The sequence below is a fragment of the Kribbella sp. NPDC005582 genome (assembly GCF_040605415.1).
GTDB lineage: Bacteria > Actinomycetota > Actinomycetes > Propionibacteriales > Kribbellaceae > Kribbella.
On record NZ_JBEXCU010000007.1, the window covers coordinates 181924 to 201344 of the forward strand.

At 67.0% G+C, this 19421-nt stretch carries 14 protein-coding genes; 3 read left to right on the forward strand and 11 right to left on the reverse strand.

Going from position 1 to position 19421, the window contains the following annotated elements:
* The first annotated feature begins 76 nt into the window (after positions 1–76).
* Both ABZS29_RS32685 and ABZS29_RS32690 read left to right on the forward strand, forming a co-directional pair.
* Positions 77–2911 carry a ribonucleoside-diphosphate reductase subunit alpha gene (locus ABZS29_RS32685; protein ID WP_355467864.1) on the forward strand — a complete coding sequence of 945 codons (2835 nt, stop codon included), beginning with the start codon at positions 77–79 and terminating at the stop codon, positions 2909–2911.
* Positions 2893–3948 (forward strand): ribonucleotide-diphosphate reductase subunit beta, encoded by a 1056-nt coding sequence (locus tag ABZS29_RS32690; protein WP_355468359.1) that lies wholly within the window; start codon positions 2893–2895, stop codon positions 3946–3948. The genes ABZS29_RS32685 and ABZS29_RS32690 overlap by 19 nt, the downstream gene beginning before the upstream one ends.
* Positions 3949–3995: 47 nt before the next feature.
* On the opposite strand, the gene ABZS29_RS32695 is transcribed toward ABZS29_RS32690, so the two are convergent.
* From ABZS29_RS32695 to ABZS29_RS32730, 8 genes are all read right to left on the reverse strand, one after another.
* Positions 3996–4823 carry a hypothetical protein gene (locus ABZS29_RS32695; RefSeq protein ID WP_355467865.1) on the reverse strand — a complete coding sequence of 276 codons (828 nt, stop codon included), beginning with the start codon at positions 4821–4823 and terminating at the stop codon, positions 3996–3998.
* The gene (locus tag ABZS29_RS32700; RefSeq protein WP_355467867.1) at positions 4816–9327 is read right to left on the reverse strand and encodes an AAA domain-containing protein; all 4512 of its coding nucleotides are present in this window, start codon (positions 9325–9327) and stop codon (positions 4816–4818) included. Before ABZS29_RS32700 ends, ABZS29_RS32695 begins: the two co-directional genes overlap by 8 nt.
* 347 nt (positions 9328–9674) lie before the next feature.
* Complete coding sequence (locus ABZS29_RS32705) at positions 9675–9917, reverse strand: hypothetical protein (protein WP_355467868.1); 243 nt, start codon at positions 9915–9917, stop codon at positions 9675–9677.
* Positions 9914–11503: a citramalate synthase gene (gene cimA / locus ABZS29_RS32710; protein ID WP_355467870.1), complete on the reverse strand. Its 1590-nt coding sequence runs from the start codon at positions 11501–11503 to the stop codon at positions 9914–9916. The genes ABZS29_RS32705 and cimA overlap by 4 nt, the downstream gene beginning before the upstream one ends.
* A 208-nt stretch (positions 11504–11711) precedes the next feature.
* Positions 11712–12116 (reverse strand): hypothetical protein, encoded by a 405-nt coding sequence (locus ABZS29_RS32715; protein ID WP_355467872.1) that lies wholly within the window; start codon positions 12114–12116, stop codon positions 11712–11714.
* A 93-nt stretch (positions 12117–12209) separates the two neighbouring features.
* Positions 12210–13298 (reverse strand): branched-chain amino acid aminotransferase, encoded by a 1089-nt coding sequence (locus tag ABZS29_RS32720; RefSeq protein ID WP_355467874.1) that lies wholly within the window; start codon positions 13296–13298, stop codon positions 12210–12212.
* A 46-nt stretch (positions 13299–13344) separates the two neighbouring features.
* On the reverse strand, positions 13345–14394 hold the full coding sequence (locus tag ABZS29_RS32725) for a 3-isopropylmalate dehydrogenase (RefSeq protein ID WP_355467876.1): 1050 nt from the start codon (positions 14392–14394) through the stop codon (positions 13345–13347).
* A complete protein-coding gene (locus tag ABZS29_RS32730) occupies positions 14391–14570 on the reverse strand; it encodes a hypothetical protein (protein ID WP_132413808.1) in 180 nt (59 codons plus the stop codon). Before ABZS29_RS32730 ends, ABZS29_RS32725 begins: the two co-directional genes overlap by 4 nt.
* A 123-nt stretch (positions 14571–14693) precedes the next feature.
* On the opposite strand from ABZS29_RS32730, the gene ABZS29_RS32735 reads away from it, so the two are divergent.
* Positions 14694–15260, forward strand: coding sequence for a class I SAM-dependent methyltransferase (locus tag ABZS29_RS32735; protein WP_355467877.1), 567 nt, complete (start codon positions 14694–14696; stop codon positions 15258–15260).
* 99 nt (positions 15261–15359) lie between these two features.
* On the opposite strand, the gene serA is transcribed toward ABZS29_RS32735, so the two are convergent.
* The 3 genes from serA to ilvC all read right to left on the reverse strand — a co-directional run bounded on the left by serA (position 15360) and on the right by ilvC (position 19376).
* Complete coding sequence (gene serA / locus ABZS29_RS32740; RefSeq protein ID WP_355467879.1) at positions 15360–16958, reverse strand: phosphoglycerate dehydrogenase; 1599 nt, start codon at positions 16956–16958, stop codon at positions 15360–15362.
* 80 nt (positions 16959–17038) lie between these two features.
* Positions 17039–18223, reverse strand: a complete 1185-nt coding sequence (locus ABZS29_RS32745; protein WP_355467881.1) for a serine protease — start codon at positions 18221–18223, stop codon at positions 17039–17041.
* A 133-nt stretch (positions 18224–18356) separates the two neighbouring features.
* Positions 18357–19376, reverse strand: a complete 1020-nt coding sequence (ilvC, locus tag ABZS29_RS32750) for a ketol-acid reductoisomerase (protein WP_355468361.1) — start codon at positions 19374–19376, stop codon at positions 18357–18359.
* Positions 19377–19421: the final 45 nt, after the last annotated feature.

Consider the following 19421-nt stretch of genomic DNA (forward strand, 5'->3'; position numbering starts at 1 on the left):
CCGGTGCTGTCCGTCCCGTCATGCATGCCCTCCTGTGGTCGCGGTCCTCCGTACGCGCAGGGAGAGAAGAGCTTCTGTGACCATCGCTTCAACATCTCGCTCGGCTGCCGACGAGGCAAGCCGAGCGGCCCAGCTGACCGTCGTCCGCCGCGACGGCAGCAATACCGTGTTCGACCCGACCAAGATCTCGGTCGCCGTCACGAAGGCCTTCCTGGCCGTCGAGGGCAACGACGCCGGAGCCACCCACCGGGTCCGCGACCTGGTGGCCGACCTGACCGGCCGGGTCGTCGAGGCGCTGACGAGCCGCGGCGACGCCCGTCGCAGCGTCCAGGTCGAGGACATCCAGGACCAGGTGGAGCTGGCGCTGATGCGTGCCGATGAGCACCAGGTGGCCCGGGCCTACGTCCTGTACCGCGAAGAGCGTTCCAAGGCCCGCACGCCCGCCGACGCGGCCGAGCTGGCCACTACCAAGCCAGTCGTGTCGGTCCGCCAGGCCGACGGCACCCGCGTACCGCTCGACATCGAGCGGCTGCGTGTGATCGTCGCCGAGGCTGCCGCCGGGCTGGACTCGGTCGACCCCGAGCAGATCCTCAACGAGACGATCGGCTCGTGCTACGACGGCATCGCCCAGCACGAGGTCGAGCTGGCCCTCGTGATGGCTGCCCGGTCCTACGTCGAGACCGAGCCGCAGTACAGCTATGCCGCCTCTCGCCTGCTGCTCGACCAGATCCGCCGCGAGGCGCTCGGCCGAGTGCACGGCGAGCCCCGGCAGGCCAGCCAGGCCGACATGACCACGGCGTACGCCGAATACTTCCCGCGCTACCTCGCGACCGGGATCGAGGCCGGCCTGCTCGACCCCGAGCTGGCCACCTTCGACCTCGACCGCCTCGCCGCGGCGATCCGCCCCGAGCGCGATCTCGACTTCGCCTTCCTCGGCCTGCAGACGCTCTACGACCGCTATCTCCTGCACATCGACAAGACCCGCTTCGAGCTGCCGCAGGCGTTCTTCCTGCGGGTCGCGATGGGGATGGCGCTGCGCGAGGACGACCGCGAAGCCCGAGCGATCCAGTTCTACGAACTGCTCAGCTCGTTCCGCTTCATGTCCTCGACACCAACCCTGTTCAACTCCGGTACGACGCGCCCCCAACTCTCGTCCTGCTTCCTCACCACCGTGGACGACGACCTGGCCGGCATCTTCACCGGAATCCGCAACAACGCCCTACTCGCCAAGTACTCCGGCGGCCTCGGCAACGACTGGACCCCCGTCCGCGGCATCGGCGCCAAGATCCGCGGCACCAACGGCGAGTCGCAAGGCGTCGTACCGTTCCTGAAGATCGCCAACGACACCGCCGTAGCAGTCAATCAAGGCGGGAAACGTAAAGGCGCGGTCTGCGCTTATCTCGAGACGTGGCACGTGGATATCGAGGAGTTCCTCGATCTGCGGAAGAACACCGGGGACGAGCGGCGCCGGACGCACGATATGAACACGGCGAACTGGGTGCCGGATCTGTTCCTGCAGCGGGTCGAGTCGGACGGTCAGTGGACGTTGTTCTCGCCGGACGAGGTTCCCGATCTGCACGATCTGTTCGGGCCGGCGTTCGAGGCGGCGTACGAGAAGTACGAGGCGGCCGCGGACCGGGGTGAGATCCGCGTCTTCAAGCGGATGCGGGCGGTCGAGTTGTGGCGGCGGATGCTGACGGTGCTGTTCGAGACCGGGCACCCGTGGATCACGTTCAAGGACGCGTGCAACCTGCGCTCGCCGCAGCAGCACAGCGGTGTCGTCCACTCGTCGAACCTCTGCACCGAGATCACGCTGAACACGACAGTCGACGAGACCGCGGTCTGCAACCTCGGCTCGGTCAACCTGGTCGCGCACCTGACCGAGATCGGCCTCGACGCCGACCTGCTCCGGGACACGGTGAAGACCGCGGTCCGGATGCTCGACAACGTCATCGACGTGAACTTCTACACCACGCCGGAATCAGAGCGCGCCAATCAGCGGCACCGCCCGGTCGGCCTTGGCCTGATGGGGTTCGCCGACGCGCTGTTCTCGCTGCGCATCCCCTACTCGTCGGAGGCCGCGGTCGCGTTCGCCGACAGTTCGATGGAGGCGATCAGCTACCACGCGATCGAGGCGTCCAGCGATCTCGCCGCCGAGCGCGGCCGCTACTCGACGTACGACGGTTCGCTGTGGAGCCAGGGTGTGTTGCCGATCGACTCGCAGGAGCTGCTGCGGTCGGCGCGGCAGGGCGACGTGATCCTGGACGACGCGACGACGCTCGACTGGGACGCGCTGCGGGCCAAGGTGCTGCGCGACGGCATGCGGAACTCCAACGTGATGGCGATCGCGCCGACCGCGACGATCTCCAACATCTGCGGGGTGAGCCAGTCGATCGAACCGGCGTACAGCAACCTGTTCGTGAAGTCGAACATGTCCGGTGAGTTCACGGTCGCCAACCCGTACCTGGTCGCCGACCTGAAGGCGCGCGGGTTGTGGGACCAGGTGATGGTCTCGGATCTGAAGTACCACGACGGCATCTTGGCGAATATTGAGCGCGTCCCTGCCGACCTGCGGGAGCTGTACGCGACGGCGTTCGAGATCGAGCCGCTGTGGCTGATCAAGGCCGCCTCGCGCCGGCAGAAGTGGATCGACCAGGCGCAGTCGCTCAACCTCTACATGGCATCGCCGTCGGGCAAGGCGCTCGACGAGCTCTACCGCAACGCGTGGCGCTATGGATTGAAGACGACGTACTACCTGCGTTCGCAGTCGAAGACACACGTCGAGAAGTCGACACTGCAAGGCACCGACGGCCGGCTGAACGCCGTCTCGGCGACGCTGCCGATGCCACTGCCCGAACCGACCGGAGCGATCTGCTCGCTCGACGACCCTGACTGCGAGGCCTGCCAGTGAGCACCATCTCGATCGGCGCCGACCGGATCAACGTCTCCGACAAGGCGATGATCAACGCCCGCGCCGACGTCAACCAATTGCTTCCATTGAAGTACAAGTGGGCCTGGGACAAGTACTTGGCCGCCTGCAACAACCACTGGATGCCGACCGAGGTCTCCATGCAGGCGGACATCTCGCTCTGGAAAAGCAAAGACGGCCTCACTGACGACGAGCGGATGATGCTGAAGCGCAACCTCGGCTTCTTCGCCACCGCCGAGTCCCTGGTCGCGAACAACATCGTCCTCGCCGTCTACCGCCAGCTCACCAACCCCGAGTGCCGGCAGTACCTGCTCCGCCAGGCGTTCGAGGAAGCCGTGCACACGCACACCTTCCAGTACATCTGTACGTCGCTCGGTCTCGACGAGGGCGAGCTGTTCAACATGTATCGCGAGGTCCCGTCGATCTCCGACAAGGACGCCTGGGCGCTCAAATACACCCAGCACCTGGAGGATCCGGACTTCAGCACCGGTACGCCGGAGTCCGACACCGCGTTCCTGCGCGACCTGATCGCGTTCTACGTGGTCTTCGAAGGCATGTGGTTCTACACCGGCTTCGCCCAGATCCTCTCCCTCGGCCGCCGCAACAAGATGGTCGGCATCGCCGAGCAGTACCAGTACATCCTGCGCGACGAGTCGATCCACCTGAACTTCGGCATCGACTGCATCAACCAGATCAAACAGGAGAACCCGCACCTGTGGACCGACGCCTTCCAGGCCGAGGTCCGCCAGATGCTCACCGAAGCCTGCGAGCTCGAAGTCGCCTACGGCCGCGCCACCCTGCCCAACGGCATGCTCGGCCTCACCGCCGACCTCTGCGAGCAGTACATGCACTTCATCACCGACCGCCGCGCCGAACAGATCGGCCTCGCCCCGATCTTCGGCGAGACCCGCAACCCGTTCGGCTGGATGTCCGAAGTCATGGACCTCAAGAAGGAGAAGAACTTCTTCGAAACCCGAGTCATCGAGTACCAGTCCTCCTCAGGCCTCAGCTGGGACTGACCGAGATAGACGGTGCCCCTCGAGTTCTCGAGGGGCACCGTGCTCGGTCAGGCCGTCACAGCTCTAGAGCTGACGGCCGCGAGGTCGTTCAACGCCGCAACCACCACATTCCATGCGATCCGGACAGTGTCCGGACCTGGACGGTAGTCGTCGCGCAGTTGCCGCCGAGGATGCACGATGTTCCGATGATTGCGCAGTACATGGGCGTAGTCGGCAACGTCGGACGAGATCCAGGTCTGCTCCCGGGCCAGGTCGATCAGGGCCTCGAATCGATCGGTCGGGCGGGTGCCCGGGATCGGGTGATGGAGAAGGTAGTCGTAGAGCACGCCCTCGAGCAGGCTCCCCAGCATGATGACCGCAGCAGTCGGCGCACCGTTCAGCCAGCAAGCATGCGCTTGCTCAAGGCGCCCGCGAAGCTGATCGGCGAACGCCTCGTCTCCCACGATATCCGCCAGGTTGGCGGTCAGCTCAACGGGAATCTCCGACGTCATTCGGTCGGATCCGGGCGTGCCGAGCTCTGCCAGGATTGGGCGGGTCCCTTCGAAGGCGATCGTCAGGTTCTCGAACGCGAGCAGCCGGTTAAGCTCAGCCAGTACCGCGTCATGCAAGTCGGGCTCGTCGATGTATTCGCGCCGATCCGCGAGTCTCAGCAGCAACGGCCGCATGATCTCGGGCTTGGTTCGCGCTTCACGAATCCGGTCGCGGGTCCAGGCAAACCGTCCACCGTCGAGCCCGAAACGTAGCTTCCAGCCGGCTTTACGAAACAGTGCCTCGATCTCTGCACCCGAGCGATACCTGAATCCGTCGTCTCCGCAGATCAACGAGGCGAGGCTGTCCGCAACGTTCTCGTCGAGCACGACCTGAAGCTCAGTCATCGGTGTTCTCCTCGTCGTCGTCCAGCTCTACCGGTTGCCATTCCGCCGTGCCCTGGTCGGTCAGGTCTCCAGGACCGATCCCGCGGTCCTTCAACAACTGCCAGAGACCGCCGAGCTCTCGGTCGGCATCAAAGACGAACTCGCTCTCCCTGATCCGCATCGTCTCCCAGCCCATCCGCGCAAGCTCGCTATCTCGGCGTGCGTCGTTGGCCTGCTGGTCGACACCCGAATGCCAGTAGTCGCCGTCGCATTCGACGGCGATCCGCCCGCCGGCGCCCGCGACTACCAGATCCAACGTGCGGCTCCCAACCGCGAACTGCGGCACCACGTGGAATCCGCGCGCTTTGACAGCCCGGAAGACACGTTGCTCGAACAAAGAGTCGAACGGCGCAACCCGTTCGTTCGCCGGCACCGACTCCAAGGCCGGTGACTGCCCGTAGACCGACGGTGGGTTACTCATGTAGGCCAGCAACGAGGCCCGCAGATCGCCGGGGTTCAGGTCCGCAGACTTCAGCGAGGTAACCAGCCACAGCTGATCACGTGCGCGGCTCACGGCCACATTGAAGGCCTGCTGGAAGGGCTGCGATCTGGCCAGGTGCGGCCGTCCGGTGACGACCGTCGTCAGGAAGACAACATCACGTTCATCGCCTTGGAAGTTGGGCGCGGTCCCGACGCGGATCTTGCGGGACTCACGATCTTCCACCGAGATCTCGTCCCCGATCAGCCGCTCGATGAGCTGCACATGCAGGGGCGCAGAGGCTAGAACGACCACTCCGAAAGTCTTGTCCTTGTACTCCGGGCGGGTCAGGCACGACTTCAGCAGCTCGATCAGCTCGCGAGCTTCGACCGGGTTCCGGCGGCGCGCATCCCGTCCTTCGAGCACGCCACCCTCGACAGTCACCACCTGCAGCGGCGCCAAGTCGTCGGCGCGGCGCTCACGCAACGGGATCAGTCCCCCCTGTCCGGAACCGTACGCATAGAACTGGTCCGACGACCAGCGAATGATCTCCGGGACACAGCGGAAGTGTTCACGCAGCCGCACCAAGCCGTTCTTTCCGGCCCGGGCCGACAGGACGCCGTACAGGTTCGACTTCGGCGTCAGGTTGGTGCGGATGTCTTCTTCCAGCCGAGCCAAGCGATCCCGTTGCCGGTCGAAGACCTCGTCGAGGGTCCCCATCCCGGAGACGCCCGGGGTGCACTGCTTGTCGTCGCCGACCACGATGACGCGAGGCGCCATCCATAACAGGTAAAGGTGTTCGATGCCGACCTGACTCGCCTCGTCCACGATGACGACGTCGAAGCGGTCACGATGCGCCGGCAGGTTCTCCAGAAGGTTGCCCAAAGGAACGACCCAGGCGGGAACCGCGTCTCTGGCTTTCTCCATTGCGACTCGAGCAGCCTTCCGGAAATCCGCTGCCTTTCGGCCGGTGCCGGCGCCGACCTTGCTCATGAGCTCCCGATACGTGTTCAACGCCCTGGTGTGCTCATCGGTCAGTCGTCCCAGACAGGCCCTGAGCGCCTCCGCCGCAACTAGCTCCCCGGTCACATGGCTGAGCTGATCCGTTAGCTGCGTGTACTCAGCCACCAACTGGCGCTCTTCGGCGACCGTCCGATGCTGTTCGACGAAGGCGGCGGCGTGCGACCATGCCCATGCCGCGGCAATGTCGCGATCCGCCCAGACATCCGAGGGCTGCTGCCTGATCCGTTCCAGCAGGGCCGGGTGGGCGGAATACAACCGCTCGGCGAGGGCCCTGCATCGCAGCTCTCGCGCATGCTCCGACCGGAGCCGCGCAAGCTCACGCAGCACCATCTCAGCTGATTCAGCGTCCCTTTTGGTCACGGCATCAGCCAGCGCCGAGAGCTCATGCGGCCGCACATCGCGCCCGACCAGGTCCCGGAGATACGACGCCGTCGCTTCGACCCGCCGAGTCGCATCCCGCGCCGCCCGCGCTCGGCGTACCCCGGGGATCGCATCCGCTACGGACCGGAAATCATCGAGTGAGCGGACCGCGATCGGCAGGCTCTGCAACGCCTGCCTGAACTGTTCAATGGTGTCGCTGACGGCAATTGCCTGACTGAGCACACTCGCATGGTCGGCGAGCTCGGACAGGCGCAGGCGCAGTCTGTCGGCGGAGATATCGACGCCCAGCTCCGTCCAGCGATCCGCCAGCCGGATCGAAGCGACCTCGGCTCGCAGATGAACCAGTGCCGCCTCCACGTCAGCAACGGTCTCGGGTGGCCGACCATCGACCAACACAGCTGCGAGGAACGGCTCAGCGTCCTTCTGCGGCTTGGGCACCGGCCATCGCGAGCGCAGCTTGCCGCCGCCGCGCAGATGATTCAGCAACCTGTCGCCCACTGTGATTCGATGCTGAGTCTCCGCCACCGTGGCGGCTGCCACCGGCTGCACGACCTCAACAGCCCTGGTGGCATTCTGATTCAGCTCGAGGAGGACTCTGCCCGCTTGATCGCCTACGTCCAGCAGGCTTCGCCAGAGTCCTCCTTTCCGATGCGAGACAAGATCGTCAACGGCACGGCGGGACCACTCGATGGACATGGTGGCGGTGGTGCGAATCAAGCGTTGATATTCCTCGGCGGAAGCCTGCAGGATGTCGAGGGTCGCCTCAGCCGTATCCATCAAGCATGCTGCCGGCCCGGCAGGTGGCTCTGCACTCGCGGCCTGCTCATCCGCGAAGATCCGCCGCAGCTCACCATTGGTCGGAAGTTTGTCAGCCGGAGGCGGCGCGTTCTCGATCAATGCGCTGCGTTCAGGCGACTCGGTCGCCACCAAGGCCGCCAACTCCCGGAACTCCTCCCTCGACAACGGCGGCACCAGCGATCCGGAAGGGACGGGAGGCATCCAGACAAAGTCCGCTGCCTCGTCCCGCGTCTTCCGAACGATGCCGGCCAGTGTTCCTTCGTACGTCGTCCCCTCGTACTCCGGCACGACCGACTTCCAGACCTTCCGTTCCACCGCACGGAGGTCTTCGACCTGTTCGTTCACGATCTGAGCTCGCTGCAACAGGCGCACTCGCTCGGCCGATAGGGCGTCCGCCTTCGACTTGAGATCTCGTTCGTCGGTCGATGCGATCGCCGCCGAGAGCGCTTCGATGCCCTGCTCCAACTCGGCGGCCGCATCCCGGCTCCCGCCGGCCAGCAAGACGCAGAGTTGCTGCAGGGGAGCCGGGATCTTCTCCCTCAGCACGCGCAGAGCCTGGTCCTTCTGACTCGTCACCAGGACTCGCTGACCGCGCGCGAGCAACGCCGATATCAGGTTGGCGATCGTGTGTGTCTTGCCGGTCCCAGGTGGGCCCTGGACGACGATGCCGGTCTCCGTCCGAAGGAGCTCCATCACGCGCGACTGCTCGGTGTTCGAGGCCAGCGGAAACAGCGGGTCCTGCCCTAGCACATCGCCACGGGCTGCGTTTCGAGCGGCGAGCCATCGCTCCCGGGTGGGCTGGTCGGTTTCGGTCACTATCTGTGCGAGGCCGACCGGAATGTCGCTGTCGCTCTCTTCGAGAGCCGCCGCGATCGCGCGGTAAGCCTCCGCGATCAGAACCTTAGTGCGAGGCCGTAACAAGAAGGCCGGCGCGGACTGGATTCGCGGCCTGTTCAGCGGAGGGTCCGAAGGCGACCACGCCGTACCCCGTTCACAGGCGACACCGACAGCCAGGCCGACCCAGTCGTCGAGTTGTTCCTGTGCCTCCTGGCTGTCGATCGGCGTACTGCCCGCCTGTAGCGCCTCTTGAGCTTCGCGGGCCCGCTCCGGGTGATAGTGCTCCAGCCCGTACAGCACGTCGTGATCCTCCAGCCTGCGAGTACCAGTTCGCCGGAGGGTGACGGCTCCAGAGCGCTCGGCTTTTGGGTGCACCTTCTCCACCACCAGATGCCGCCGGATGAGGTCTCGATCGGGATGCTCCCACGAGAGAAAGCCAGCGGCCATGACGAACTCGTACTCGTCGTCGCGCTGCTCCAGCAGTCGGGCCGCCCGCATCACGCGCTCATACACTCGCTGGCGATGGAGCCTGGCCGGCTCACCTTCGGCCCACGCCTCCCAGATCGCGAACCACTTGTCGAAGGCTCCTTGCCGGGACGTTCGCTGGCGTTCCGCACGCTCTCGCCGCTCATCATCGTCATCGCCCTCGGCATCATGAGCGAGGGCGGCATCCGCGGTGAGCGGTGCGGGCAACAGCGCGGGCTTCGGATGCCCTGGGTGATGGACACGATCGGGAATGACCCAACCGATAAGCTCCGCAGGCAACGCCGGTGGCGGAATCATCGTCACCGGTTTGATGCGTAGCAGGAGATCGTCGTCTCTTGGGTCGGGTCGGACGACATCGTCTGGCAGTTCGGAATGCCAGATGCAGTCCTCGGGTGCCTGCGGGGACCCGTCCATGATGTCTGCGGTGGAATACCTTCGGCTGTGGTCTGTCAGCTCTGCGAGATACGCGACCAAGTCCCTGGTGCGCAGCAGTGCATCGTTGTCCTGATCCTGAATGCTCATCCGTCTCCCCAAATGAAGGCAGCCTTCCAGGATATGCCCCGATACTTTCAGTAGGCAATGCCCCCCTGGGAATGACTGTCGGTGACATCATCGACGGCGCGGACTGTGGCTGCCACTCGGCGGGGCGTGTCCCGCGACGGAATGCGATCTCCCGTTCGACCGATCAGCTACAGGGGAACAAGGGCGGAGCTCGGTCAGGCTCATGGCCGAGCTGGATGAGACCATCCGGCGAGCAGCGATTCCGCGAGCGGGGCCAGCCTGCTATCCGAGCCAACAGGCCAATCCCCAACAACCCGATTCCAACGTGGGTTGCCAAGCCGGACATCGCCGACGTCTGCTGCGGGCGATCAGCTGACGGTGACGTCCAGGACGCCGATGACCTTCTCCAGGCGGGCGGCGACGCGGCCGGCGTCGAAGCCGTTGCCGGCGACAACGATCCGCAACTCGCGCGTCTCCAGGGACAGCGCGAGCTCGCGGACGTCGTACGGGTTGAGGAGGACGGCGATGCGGGCGAGCATGCCGCGGGTTTCGACGACGTCGGCGGTGAAGACGGTGGCTACGGTGGCGGGGGCTTCGAGGACTGTGGTCATCGGGCGACCTCCTTGTGGCGCAGGAGGCCGAAGGTGAAGGCGTCGACGAGGGCCTCCCAGGAGGCCTCGACGATGTTGTGGCCGACGCCGACCGTGACCCAGGAGCCTTCGCCGTCGGCAGTCTGGATGAGGACTCTGATCACCGCGTCGGTTCCGTGGCCCTGGTCGAGGATGCGGACCTTGTAGTCGACGAGCTCGAATTTGTTCACGACCGGGTAGGCGCGTTCGATGGCGGTGCGCAGGGCGTGGTCGAGGGCGTTGACCGGGCCGTTGCCTTCGCCGGTGACGATCTCGCGCTCTCCCCCGGCGACCAGCTTCACCGTCGACTCCGAGACTGCTTCGCCGTCGGCGCGGGACTCGGTGATCACGCGCCACGACTCGACGTCGAAGAACGACGCCCGCCGGCCGGTGACCTCCTCGGTGAGCAGGAGCGAGAAGGACGCGTCGGCCGACTCGAAGGTGTAGCCGCGGTTCTCGAGCTCCTTGACCCGGTCGGTGACTCGGCTGACCAGTTCGCGGTCGTTGCCGAGGTCGAAGCCGAGTTCGCGACCCTTGAGCTCGACGCTGGCGCGGCCGGCCATCTCGGAGACGAGCATCCGCATGTCGTTGCCGACCAGTGCCGGATCCGTGTGCTGGTAGAGATCCGGGTCGACCTTGATCGCGCTGGCGTGCAGCCCCGCCTTGTGGGCGAAGGCGGACAGGCCGACGTACGGCTGCCGGGTCGACGGCGGCACGTTCGTCACTTCGGCGATCGCGTGCGCGATCCGGAACGCGTCGGCCAGGTTGCCCGGCGGCAGCAGTTCCATTCCGCGCTTGAGTTCGAGGTTGGCCACGACCGCGAGCAGGTCGGCGTTGCCGGTGCGTTCGCCGTACCCGTTGATGGTGCCCTGGACGTGGGTGACGCCGGCCTCGACGGCGGCGATCGAGTTCGCGACCGCGCAGCCGCCGTCGTTGTGGGCGTGGATGCCGAGCCGCGCGCCGGTGCTCTCGAGGACGTCGCGGACGATGTCCTGCAGCTCGCGCGGCAGCGTCCCGCCGTTGGTGTCGCAGAGCGCGACCACATCGGCGCCGGCCTCGGCCGATACCCGTACTACTTCCAGTGCGTACGCACGGTTCGCGCGGTACCCGTCGAAGAAGTGCTCGGTGTCGAGGAAGACCCGCTGCCCGTGCTCACGCAGGTGCTTGATGGTGTCGGCGACCATCCGCAGGTTCTCGTCGAGAGTGGTCCGCAGCGCCCGCTCGACGTGCGCATCGTGGCTCTTGGCAACGAGTGTGACGACCGAGGCGCCGGACTCGCGCAGCGCCGCGACCTGTGGGTCGTCGGCCGCGGCGGTCGTCGGCTTGCACGTCGCGCCGAACGCGGCGAAGGTCGCGTTCCGCAGGTCCAGTTCGGTGCGCGCCCGCTGGAAGAACTCCGTGTCCTTCGGTACGGCGCCGGGCCAGCCACCCTCGATGAATCCGACGCCGAGATCGTCCAGGTGCTGCGCAATGGCAATCTTGTCCGCCACGGACAGCGCGAGCCCCTCCTGCTGCGCACCGTCGCGCAGGGTCGTGTCGTAGACGTGGAACTCGTCGGAGATGCTCATGATCGAGGCCTTCCGGTGGGACTGGCGAGTCAAATCGGGCAAACAAAAAACCCCCCGCAAGGTGCGAGAGGTCCGCGCGCTCAGGTACTGCTGCTGAGCGCGCCTAGGGAATAATCACCCGGTGGTTGTTCATGACAATTCGCAGTCTGCCACACAAAGTCCGTCAGGTAACGAGACCGTCTCGCATCACGAACATCCGGTACTCGACTCAGTACTGCGGAGTAGCCGATAGTTCAGGATCGTCCCACGCGGCGTAAAAGTCCTCGCGGGACAGCTCTCGCAGTCCCCAGGCCTCCCGGTCGAGCGCCTTATCGGTCAGCATGCCCTCGTCGTCCTCGAGCCGCTGCCACCAGTACCGCGTGACCTCGCCGTCCTCGCGCACACCCAGCTGCCGTACGACGACCCACTCGCGCTCGTGCCAGACCGCCTCGAACAACCAGTCCGTACGATCGTCCGCCGCCACCGCGCCGTACGTCCGGGGTGCCGTGCTCCGGTCCAGGTCGCGGATCAGGTCAACCGTCGTACGGACCGCGATCACGACCTCGGGCGACCAGTCACGCCGTTCCGCAAGCTCCGCGTAGTAGGCCTGCACGTCCTCCGGAAGGCTGCTCATGCCGCCCGACCCTATCGTGAGCGGCTGAGAGGTTGCTGTGAAGCAACGACGGCCTCCCCGGAAGCACCGGGGAGGCCGTCAACGGTCAGAGATTCAGCAGACCTTGGTCATCCAGTTGTGCGGGTCGGCGGCACGGCCGTACTGCAGGTCGAGCAGGGCGCTGCGGACGGCTGCGGTGATGGGACCGCCCTGGCCGTCGGCGACCTGGACCTCGCCGTCCTTCCACTTGAGGGAAGCGACGGGAGTGATCACCGCGGCGGTACCGCAGGCGAAGACCTCGCGGATCCGGCCGGAGGCGGCGCCTTCGCGCCACTCGTCGACCGAGATCTTCCGCTCGGTGACCGGGTGGCCGAGGTCGGTGACGAGCTTCAGGATCGAGTCCCGGGTGACGCCCTCGAGGATGGTGCCGGACAGCTCCGGCGTGACGACCGAGTTGTCGTCGAGGACGAAGTACAGGTTCATCCCGCCGAGCTCTTCGACCCACTTCTTCTCGACCGCGTCGAGGAAGGCGACCTGGTCGCAGCCGTTCTCGATCGCTTCGGCCTGGGCCAGCAGCGACGCGGCGTAGTTGCCGCCGGTCTTGGCCGCGCCGGTACCACCGGGGGCTGCCCGGGTGTACTCCTCGCTCAGCCAGATCCGGACCGGCTTCACACCGCCGCTGAAGTACGACCCGGCCGGTGACGCGATCACGCAGTACGTCACCTGGGCGGACGGGCGGACGCCGAGGAACGGGTCCGAACCGAACATGAACGGGCGCAGGTACAGCGAGGTCTCACCGCCGCTCGGCACCCAGGCCTGGTCCAGCTCCACGAGCTGCCGGACCGAGTCCAGGAACGCGGACTCGGGCAGCTCCGGCAGCGCGAGCCGGCGGGCCGACTTCGCGAACCGGGCCGCGTTGGCCTCGGGGCGGAACATGTGGATCGAGTCGTCGGGATGCCGGTAGGCCTTCATCCCCTCGAAGATGGTCTGGGCGTAGTGGAACACCGAGGTCGCCGGAGACAGCTCCAGCGGCCCGAAGGCGGTGATCCGTGCGTCGTGCCAGCCGTCGTTCTTCGTCCAGGTGGCGATCGCCATGTGGTCGGAGAAGTACTGCCCGAATCCCGGGTTCGCCAGGATCTGGGCGCGCTGGTCGTCGCTGGCCGGTTGGGTGTTCGGCTCGACGGTGAACTCAAGGGCGCTCATAGCCGCACCGTACCTGTTGACCGAGTGGTCATGCGAGAGTCACCTTTCAGCCGGCCGCGCGCTTGGCGATCGCGTCACCGATCTCCGCCGTGCTCCGGACACTGCCCGTGCGCTCCTCGATATCGGCCGTGACGGCCGCCTCGATCGCCGCGGCCGCCTCGGTCAGCCCGAGGTGGTCCAGCAGCAGCGCGGTGGACAGGATCGCGGCGGTCGGGTCGGCCTTCTGCTGGCCGGCGATGTCCGGCGCGGAGCCGTGCACCGGCTCGAACATGCTCGGAGCGGTCCGGTCCGGGTTGATGTTGCCGCTGGCGGCCAGGCCGATCCCACCGGAGATGGCCGCGGCCAGGTCGGTGATGATGTCGCCGAACAGGTTGTCGGTGACGATCACGTCGAAGCGCGCCGGGTCGGTGACCAGGAAGATCGTCGCCGCGTCCACGTGCAGGTAGTCGACGGTGATGTCCGGGAAGTCGGCCTTCACCGCGTCCACGGTCCGGGTCCACAGGTGACCGGCGTGCACGAGCACGTTGTTCTTGTGCACGAGCGTGAGCTTCTTGCGCGGCCGCGCCTGGGCCCGGGCAAACGCGTCCCGTACGACGCGCTCCACCCCGTACGCCGTGTTGACCGAAACCTCGGTCGCGATCTCGGCCGGCGTACCGACCCGGAGCGCGCCGCCGTTACCGACGTACGGGCCCTCGGTGCCCTCGCGGACAACGACGAAGTCGACCTCGCCCGGGTTCGCCAGCGGGGAGCCGACGGACGGGTAGATCTTCGAGGGGCGCAGGTTCACGTAGTGGTCGAGGGTGAACCGCAGCTTGAGCAGCAGACCGCGCTCGAGCACGCCGGACGGGACCGTCGGGTCGCCGACCGCGCCGAGCAGGATCGCATCGTGCTTGCGAATCTCCTCGAGCTCGGCGTCCGGCAGGGTCTCACCGGTGGCGTGCCAGCGCTTCGCGCCAAGGTCGAACTCGGTCCGCTCGAACGTCACGCCGTACTGCGCGGAGACCGCATCGAGGACCTTGAGCGCCTCGGTGATGACCTCCGGTCCGATCCCGTCCCCGGGAACGACGGCCAGCGTGAAGTTCTTGTTGTCGCTCACTTCTTGGGTTCTCCCCCGTTGTCGCGGCGGTTCATGGCCTCTTGGACAGCCTTGACCTCGTCACCGGCGGGGCGGGCGGGCCGGCGACGGCGCGCCGCCTTCCGCTCGCGGCCGTCGATCGCGGGCCAGTTGGCTGGATACATGTCGTACATGCTGCACTCTCCCCGGTTGGACATGGGCGGCAGGATGGGTCCGAATTTACTCTGGCATGCGACTATTTCGCCACAATGCGGGCATCTGATCCCGATATGTGAGATGTCGGTGCAGGCGCTGGACCGGAGCTGTGCAACTCTCAACCGGTGAGTGCTCCTCCAGAACTGCCGCCGCTGGTTTCCGCGGCCCTCAGCCTCTCCGGACGGCGTGGCTTCGTCAGCTCCACCAGGAACGAGACCGGCCGGCTGCTGGCCAGCCTGGCCGCGTCCAAGACCGGCCTGCTCGGCGAGCTCGGCACCGGCTGCGGTGTCGGTTCGGCCTGGCTGCGCAGTGGTGCGAACGAGGGCACCAAGATCGTCACCGCGGAGAGCGACCCGCAGCTGGCCCAGGTGGTCGCTGAGCTGTTCGCCGACGACGAGCGGATCGAGGTCGTCTCGGCCGACTGGACCGCACTGATCGAGCGCGGCCCGTTCGCACTGCTCTTCGTCGACGCCCGCGAGGCCAAGCTCTCGGCCCGCGACGTCATCGCCGACGTGGTCGAGCCCGGCGGCTTCGTCGTCCTGGACGACTTCACGCCGTCGGCCGTCTGGCCGCCGATGTACGAGGGCCGCGTGGACACGCTCCGCCAGGAGTGGCTGATGGACCCGCGGTTCACCACCGTCGAGGTGATGGTCGCGCCCGACGCCGCCGTACTGCTCGCAACTCGGCACTAGACATAGGTCGGGCCCGGACACTTGGGTCCGGGCCCTGGCCAGCCACCATGCGCCTGCGGGTGGCTGGCTACCTAGCAGTTAAACAGCTATCGGTGTTAGTCAGGCGTCAAGGTCCACAGTGCGGGCAGTGTCCGCCTGGACGACCGAGGCGATGTCGTCCAGGAGCGCCGGCGCGACGGCCGAGTCGACCGACAGCGCGACCAGCGCCTTGCCGCCCTTGCGGTCGCGGCTGACCTGCATGCCGGCGATGTTGACCTCGGCGTCGCCGAGGATGCGCCCGATCTGGCCGACGATGCCCGGGCGGTCCTCGTAGGTGAAGAAGGCCAGGTGCGCGGCCAGCTCGACCTCGACGTCGAACCCGTCGACCTCGACCAGCCGCTCGGACTGCCGAACGCCGACCAGCGTGCCGCTGACCGAGACCTGCGCGCCGTCGGCGAGGGTGCCGCGGAGCGTGATCAGGTTGCGGTGCTCGGGGCTGTCGTGGTCGGTGACGAGCCGGACCTCGAGGCCCCGCTCGGCCGCGAGCAGCGGCGCGTTCACGTAGGAGACGTTGTCCTCGACCACGTCGGCGAAGACACCCTTGAGGGCGGCCAGCTCGAGCACCTTGACGTCGTACTGCGTGATCTCGCCGCGGACCTCGACGTCGAGCTGCTGCGCGACGCCGCCGGCCAGTGCGGTGAAGATGCGGCCGAGCTTCTCGGTCAGGGCGATCCCCGGCCGGACGTCCTCGGCGATGACGCCGCCCTGGACGTTGACCGCGTCCGGGACGAGCTCACCCGACAGGGCGAGCCGGACCGACTTCGCGACGGCGATACCGGCCTTCTCCTGCGCCTCCTCGGTGGACGCGCCCAGGTGCGGTGTGGCGACGACGTTCTCGAACTCGAACAGCGGCGAGTCGGTGCACGGCTCCTTGGCGAAGACGTCCAGGCCGGCCGCGGCAACGCGGCCTTCCTTCAGCGCCGAGTAGAGCGCGGTCTCGTCGACGATGCCGCCACGGGCAGCGTTCACGATGATGACCTCGGGCTTGACCTTGTGCAGCTGCTCGTCACCGATCAGGCCGATGGTCTCCGGGGTCTTCGGCAGGTGCACCGAGATGAAGTCCGACGCGGCCAGCAGCTCGTCGAGCGAGGCGAGCCGGACGCCCATCTGCGCGGCGCGGCCGGCCTGGACGTACGGGTCGTAGGCGATCACGTTCATGCCGAAGGCGGCCAGCCGCTGCGCGACCAGGACGCCGATCTTGCCCAGGCCGACGATGCCGACGGTCTTCTCGAACAGCTCGACACCGGAGAACTTCGACCGCTTCCACTCGCCGTTCTTCAGCGAGAGGTCGGCGGCCGGGACCCGGCGCGCGGCGGCCAGCAGCAGCGCGACCGCGAGCTCGGCGGCGCTGACGATGTTGGAGGTCGGCGCGTTGACCACCATCACGCCCGCCTGGGTGGCGGCCTTCACGTCGACGTTGTCCAGGCCGACCCCGGCCCGGGCGACGACCTTCAGCTTCTTCGCCGCGGCGAGCGCCTCGGCGTCCACCTTGGTGGCGCTGCGGATCAGGATCGCGTCGACGTCGGCGATGGCGGGGATCAGCTCGGCGCGGTCCGCGCCGTTCGCGTGCCGGATCTCGAAATCGGGTCCGAGCGCCTCGACGGTGGCCGGGCTCAGCTCTTCGGCGATCAGGACGACGGGACGAGTCGCATCAGTCATGGGAGATGTCTCCTGCGAAAGCGGTAGGGGCTCGTGAAGGTTCAGAGCACCGCGCTGTGCCCGCTGAAAGCGATCGTACCTCAGGTGCCGTCACAGGGAGTGGGCGAGGTCTGCTGACTGGACTTGTCGAGCAGGAGCGTGGCACCCGACCGGACCAGGGTGTAGCGCGTGTCGAGCCGGTTGCAGGTCTGGCCGTTCGCCTGATGAGCGGTCGAGGCGAACAGAGCGACCATCGACACCCGTACGTTCACGCTGGTGTCGGCGTTCTGCGTGACCTCGGTGATCGTGGGGTCGAAGAAGTACGTCGTCTGGTGGCTGAGCCGGTCTTGCTGCGGCGACAAGGCGCCGAGCAGGCGCGGCGAATAGAACTTCCGGACGCCCTCGAAGTCGTGCCGGTTCTGCAGGACCAGGTAGTTGGCGAGCAGTTTCTGAGCCTGCGTTGCGAGTGCCGTCGCCGCTACCTGCAGCTTCGGGTTGACGGCACCCTGCGGGCCGCGTGACTCGGCACAACGCCCGCCCTCCTCCGCCACTCCGCCGTCGCCGGCGACGAACGGGCGCAGGTCCGCGACCGGGGCGATCCGGCTGTCGGCTGCCGACGTACCGGTCACCATCCCGACCAGCTGGCCGGACTTGGCGACCACCGGTCCCCCGAGCTTCGCGGAGTTCATCACCTCGCCCAGCGACCGCGGCCTGCGTGCGGAACCAACCTGCTGTACGACGAGTTCGGCGGACTGCGTGTAGCCGAACAGAGCACGCTCGGCCTGCGGATCCGGCGTACCGGTGGCCAGCGGCAAGGCCGGCTGACCCATCCGGCCGATCACCTGAAGCAGCGCGATTCCGTTCCCCGAGCTGAGCACGTTGGCCCGCCGTACGGCGCCGTCCGAGGTCACGACCGCGACGCCCTTGGGCTCTTGGACGACGACTCCGGCGGTCAGCACCAGACCGTTGCCGACGATCGTGCCAGTGCCCTCCCCCGTCCCCGAGCAGGTCGTCGCGAGCACCCGGACGACACTCGGCGAATACGCGGCGCGCGTTGCGGCCGGGTCGATCGACAGCCGGTCCTCGCGGATGAACCAGCCGGCGGCGACGCCACCCGCCACGACGAGCAGGAAGACGACGAGACCGGCCAGGAAGCGGCCGAAGAGCCACGGACGACGCACGGGCGGCGGAGTACGGCGTACTGCGGGCTGCAACTGGGTGAGCGGGGGCGCGCCGGCGGGGATCCGCCGGGGCGGTCGCGGCGGCGCCTGCCTGCCGTCGTGCACCACCGAATCGTCCTCCTCGTCACCCTGCGCGAACCGTTGCCGACGATTCTGCCAGCTCGGACGGGCAATGCCCGGGATAAACGAAAGGCCCGGACCGTCCACCTGAACGGTCCGGGCCTTCGCGACTACTGGATCAGCGGGCGGACGAGCCCTCGACGTAGTCGTCGTCGTGCGACTTGACCCACGCCATCAGACCGCGCAGTTCCTTGCCGACTGCCTCGATCGGGTGCTCTTCGCTCTTCTTGCGGAACTCGGCGAACTCCGGCGCACCGGCGTCCTGGTCGGCGATGAAGCGGGCCGCGAAGGTGCCGTCGGTGATGTCACCGAGAACCTCCTTCATCCGGGCCTTCACCGACGCGTCGATGATCCGTGGGCCGGACACGTAGTCGCCGTACTCGGCGGTGTCGGAGACCGACCAGCGCTGCTTGGCGATACCGCCTTCGTAGATCAGGTCGACGATCAGCTTGAGCTCGTGCAGGCACTCGAAGTACGCGACCTCGGGCTGGTAGCCGGCCTCGGTCAGCGTCTCGAAACCGGCCTGGATCAGCGCCGACACACCACCGCACAGAACGGCCTGCTCACCGAACAGGTCGGTCTCGGTCTCCTCGGTGAACGTGGTCTTGATACCGCCGGCCCGCAGGCCACCGATGCCCTTGGCGTACGACAGCGCCAGATCCCACGCCTTGCCGGACGCATCCTGCTCCACCGCGACCAGCACCGGGACGCCACGGCCCTCGGTGTACTCACGACGAACCAGGTGCCCCGGACCCTTCGGCGCAACCATGAAGACGTCGACACCGGCCGGCGGCTTGATGTAGCCGAACCGGATGTTGAAACCGTGCCCGAAGACGAGCGCGTCACCGTCGACCAGGTTCGGCTCGATCGCCTCGGCGTACAGCTTGCGCTGCGCCGGGTCCGGAGCGAGGACGACGATCACGTCGGCCTCCTCACACGCCTCGGCCGGGGTGACGACGCGCAGGCCCTGGGCCTCCGCCTTCGCCCGGCTCTTCGATCCCTCAGGCAGGCCGACGCGGACGTCGACGCCGGAATCGCGCAGCGAGAGCGCGTGCGCGTGGCCCTGCGAGCCGTAGCCGAGAACGGCCACGTGACGGCCCTGGATCACCGACAGGTCGGCGTTGTCGTCGTAGAACATTTCTGCTGCCACTGGGAGCCTTCTCCTTGGTAGTTGCTGAGTACT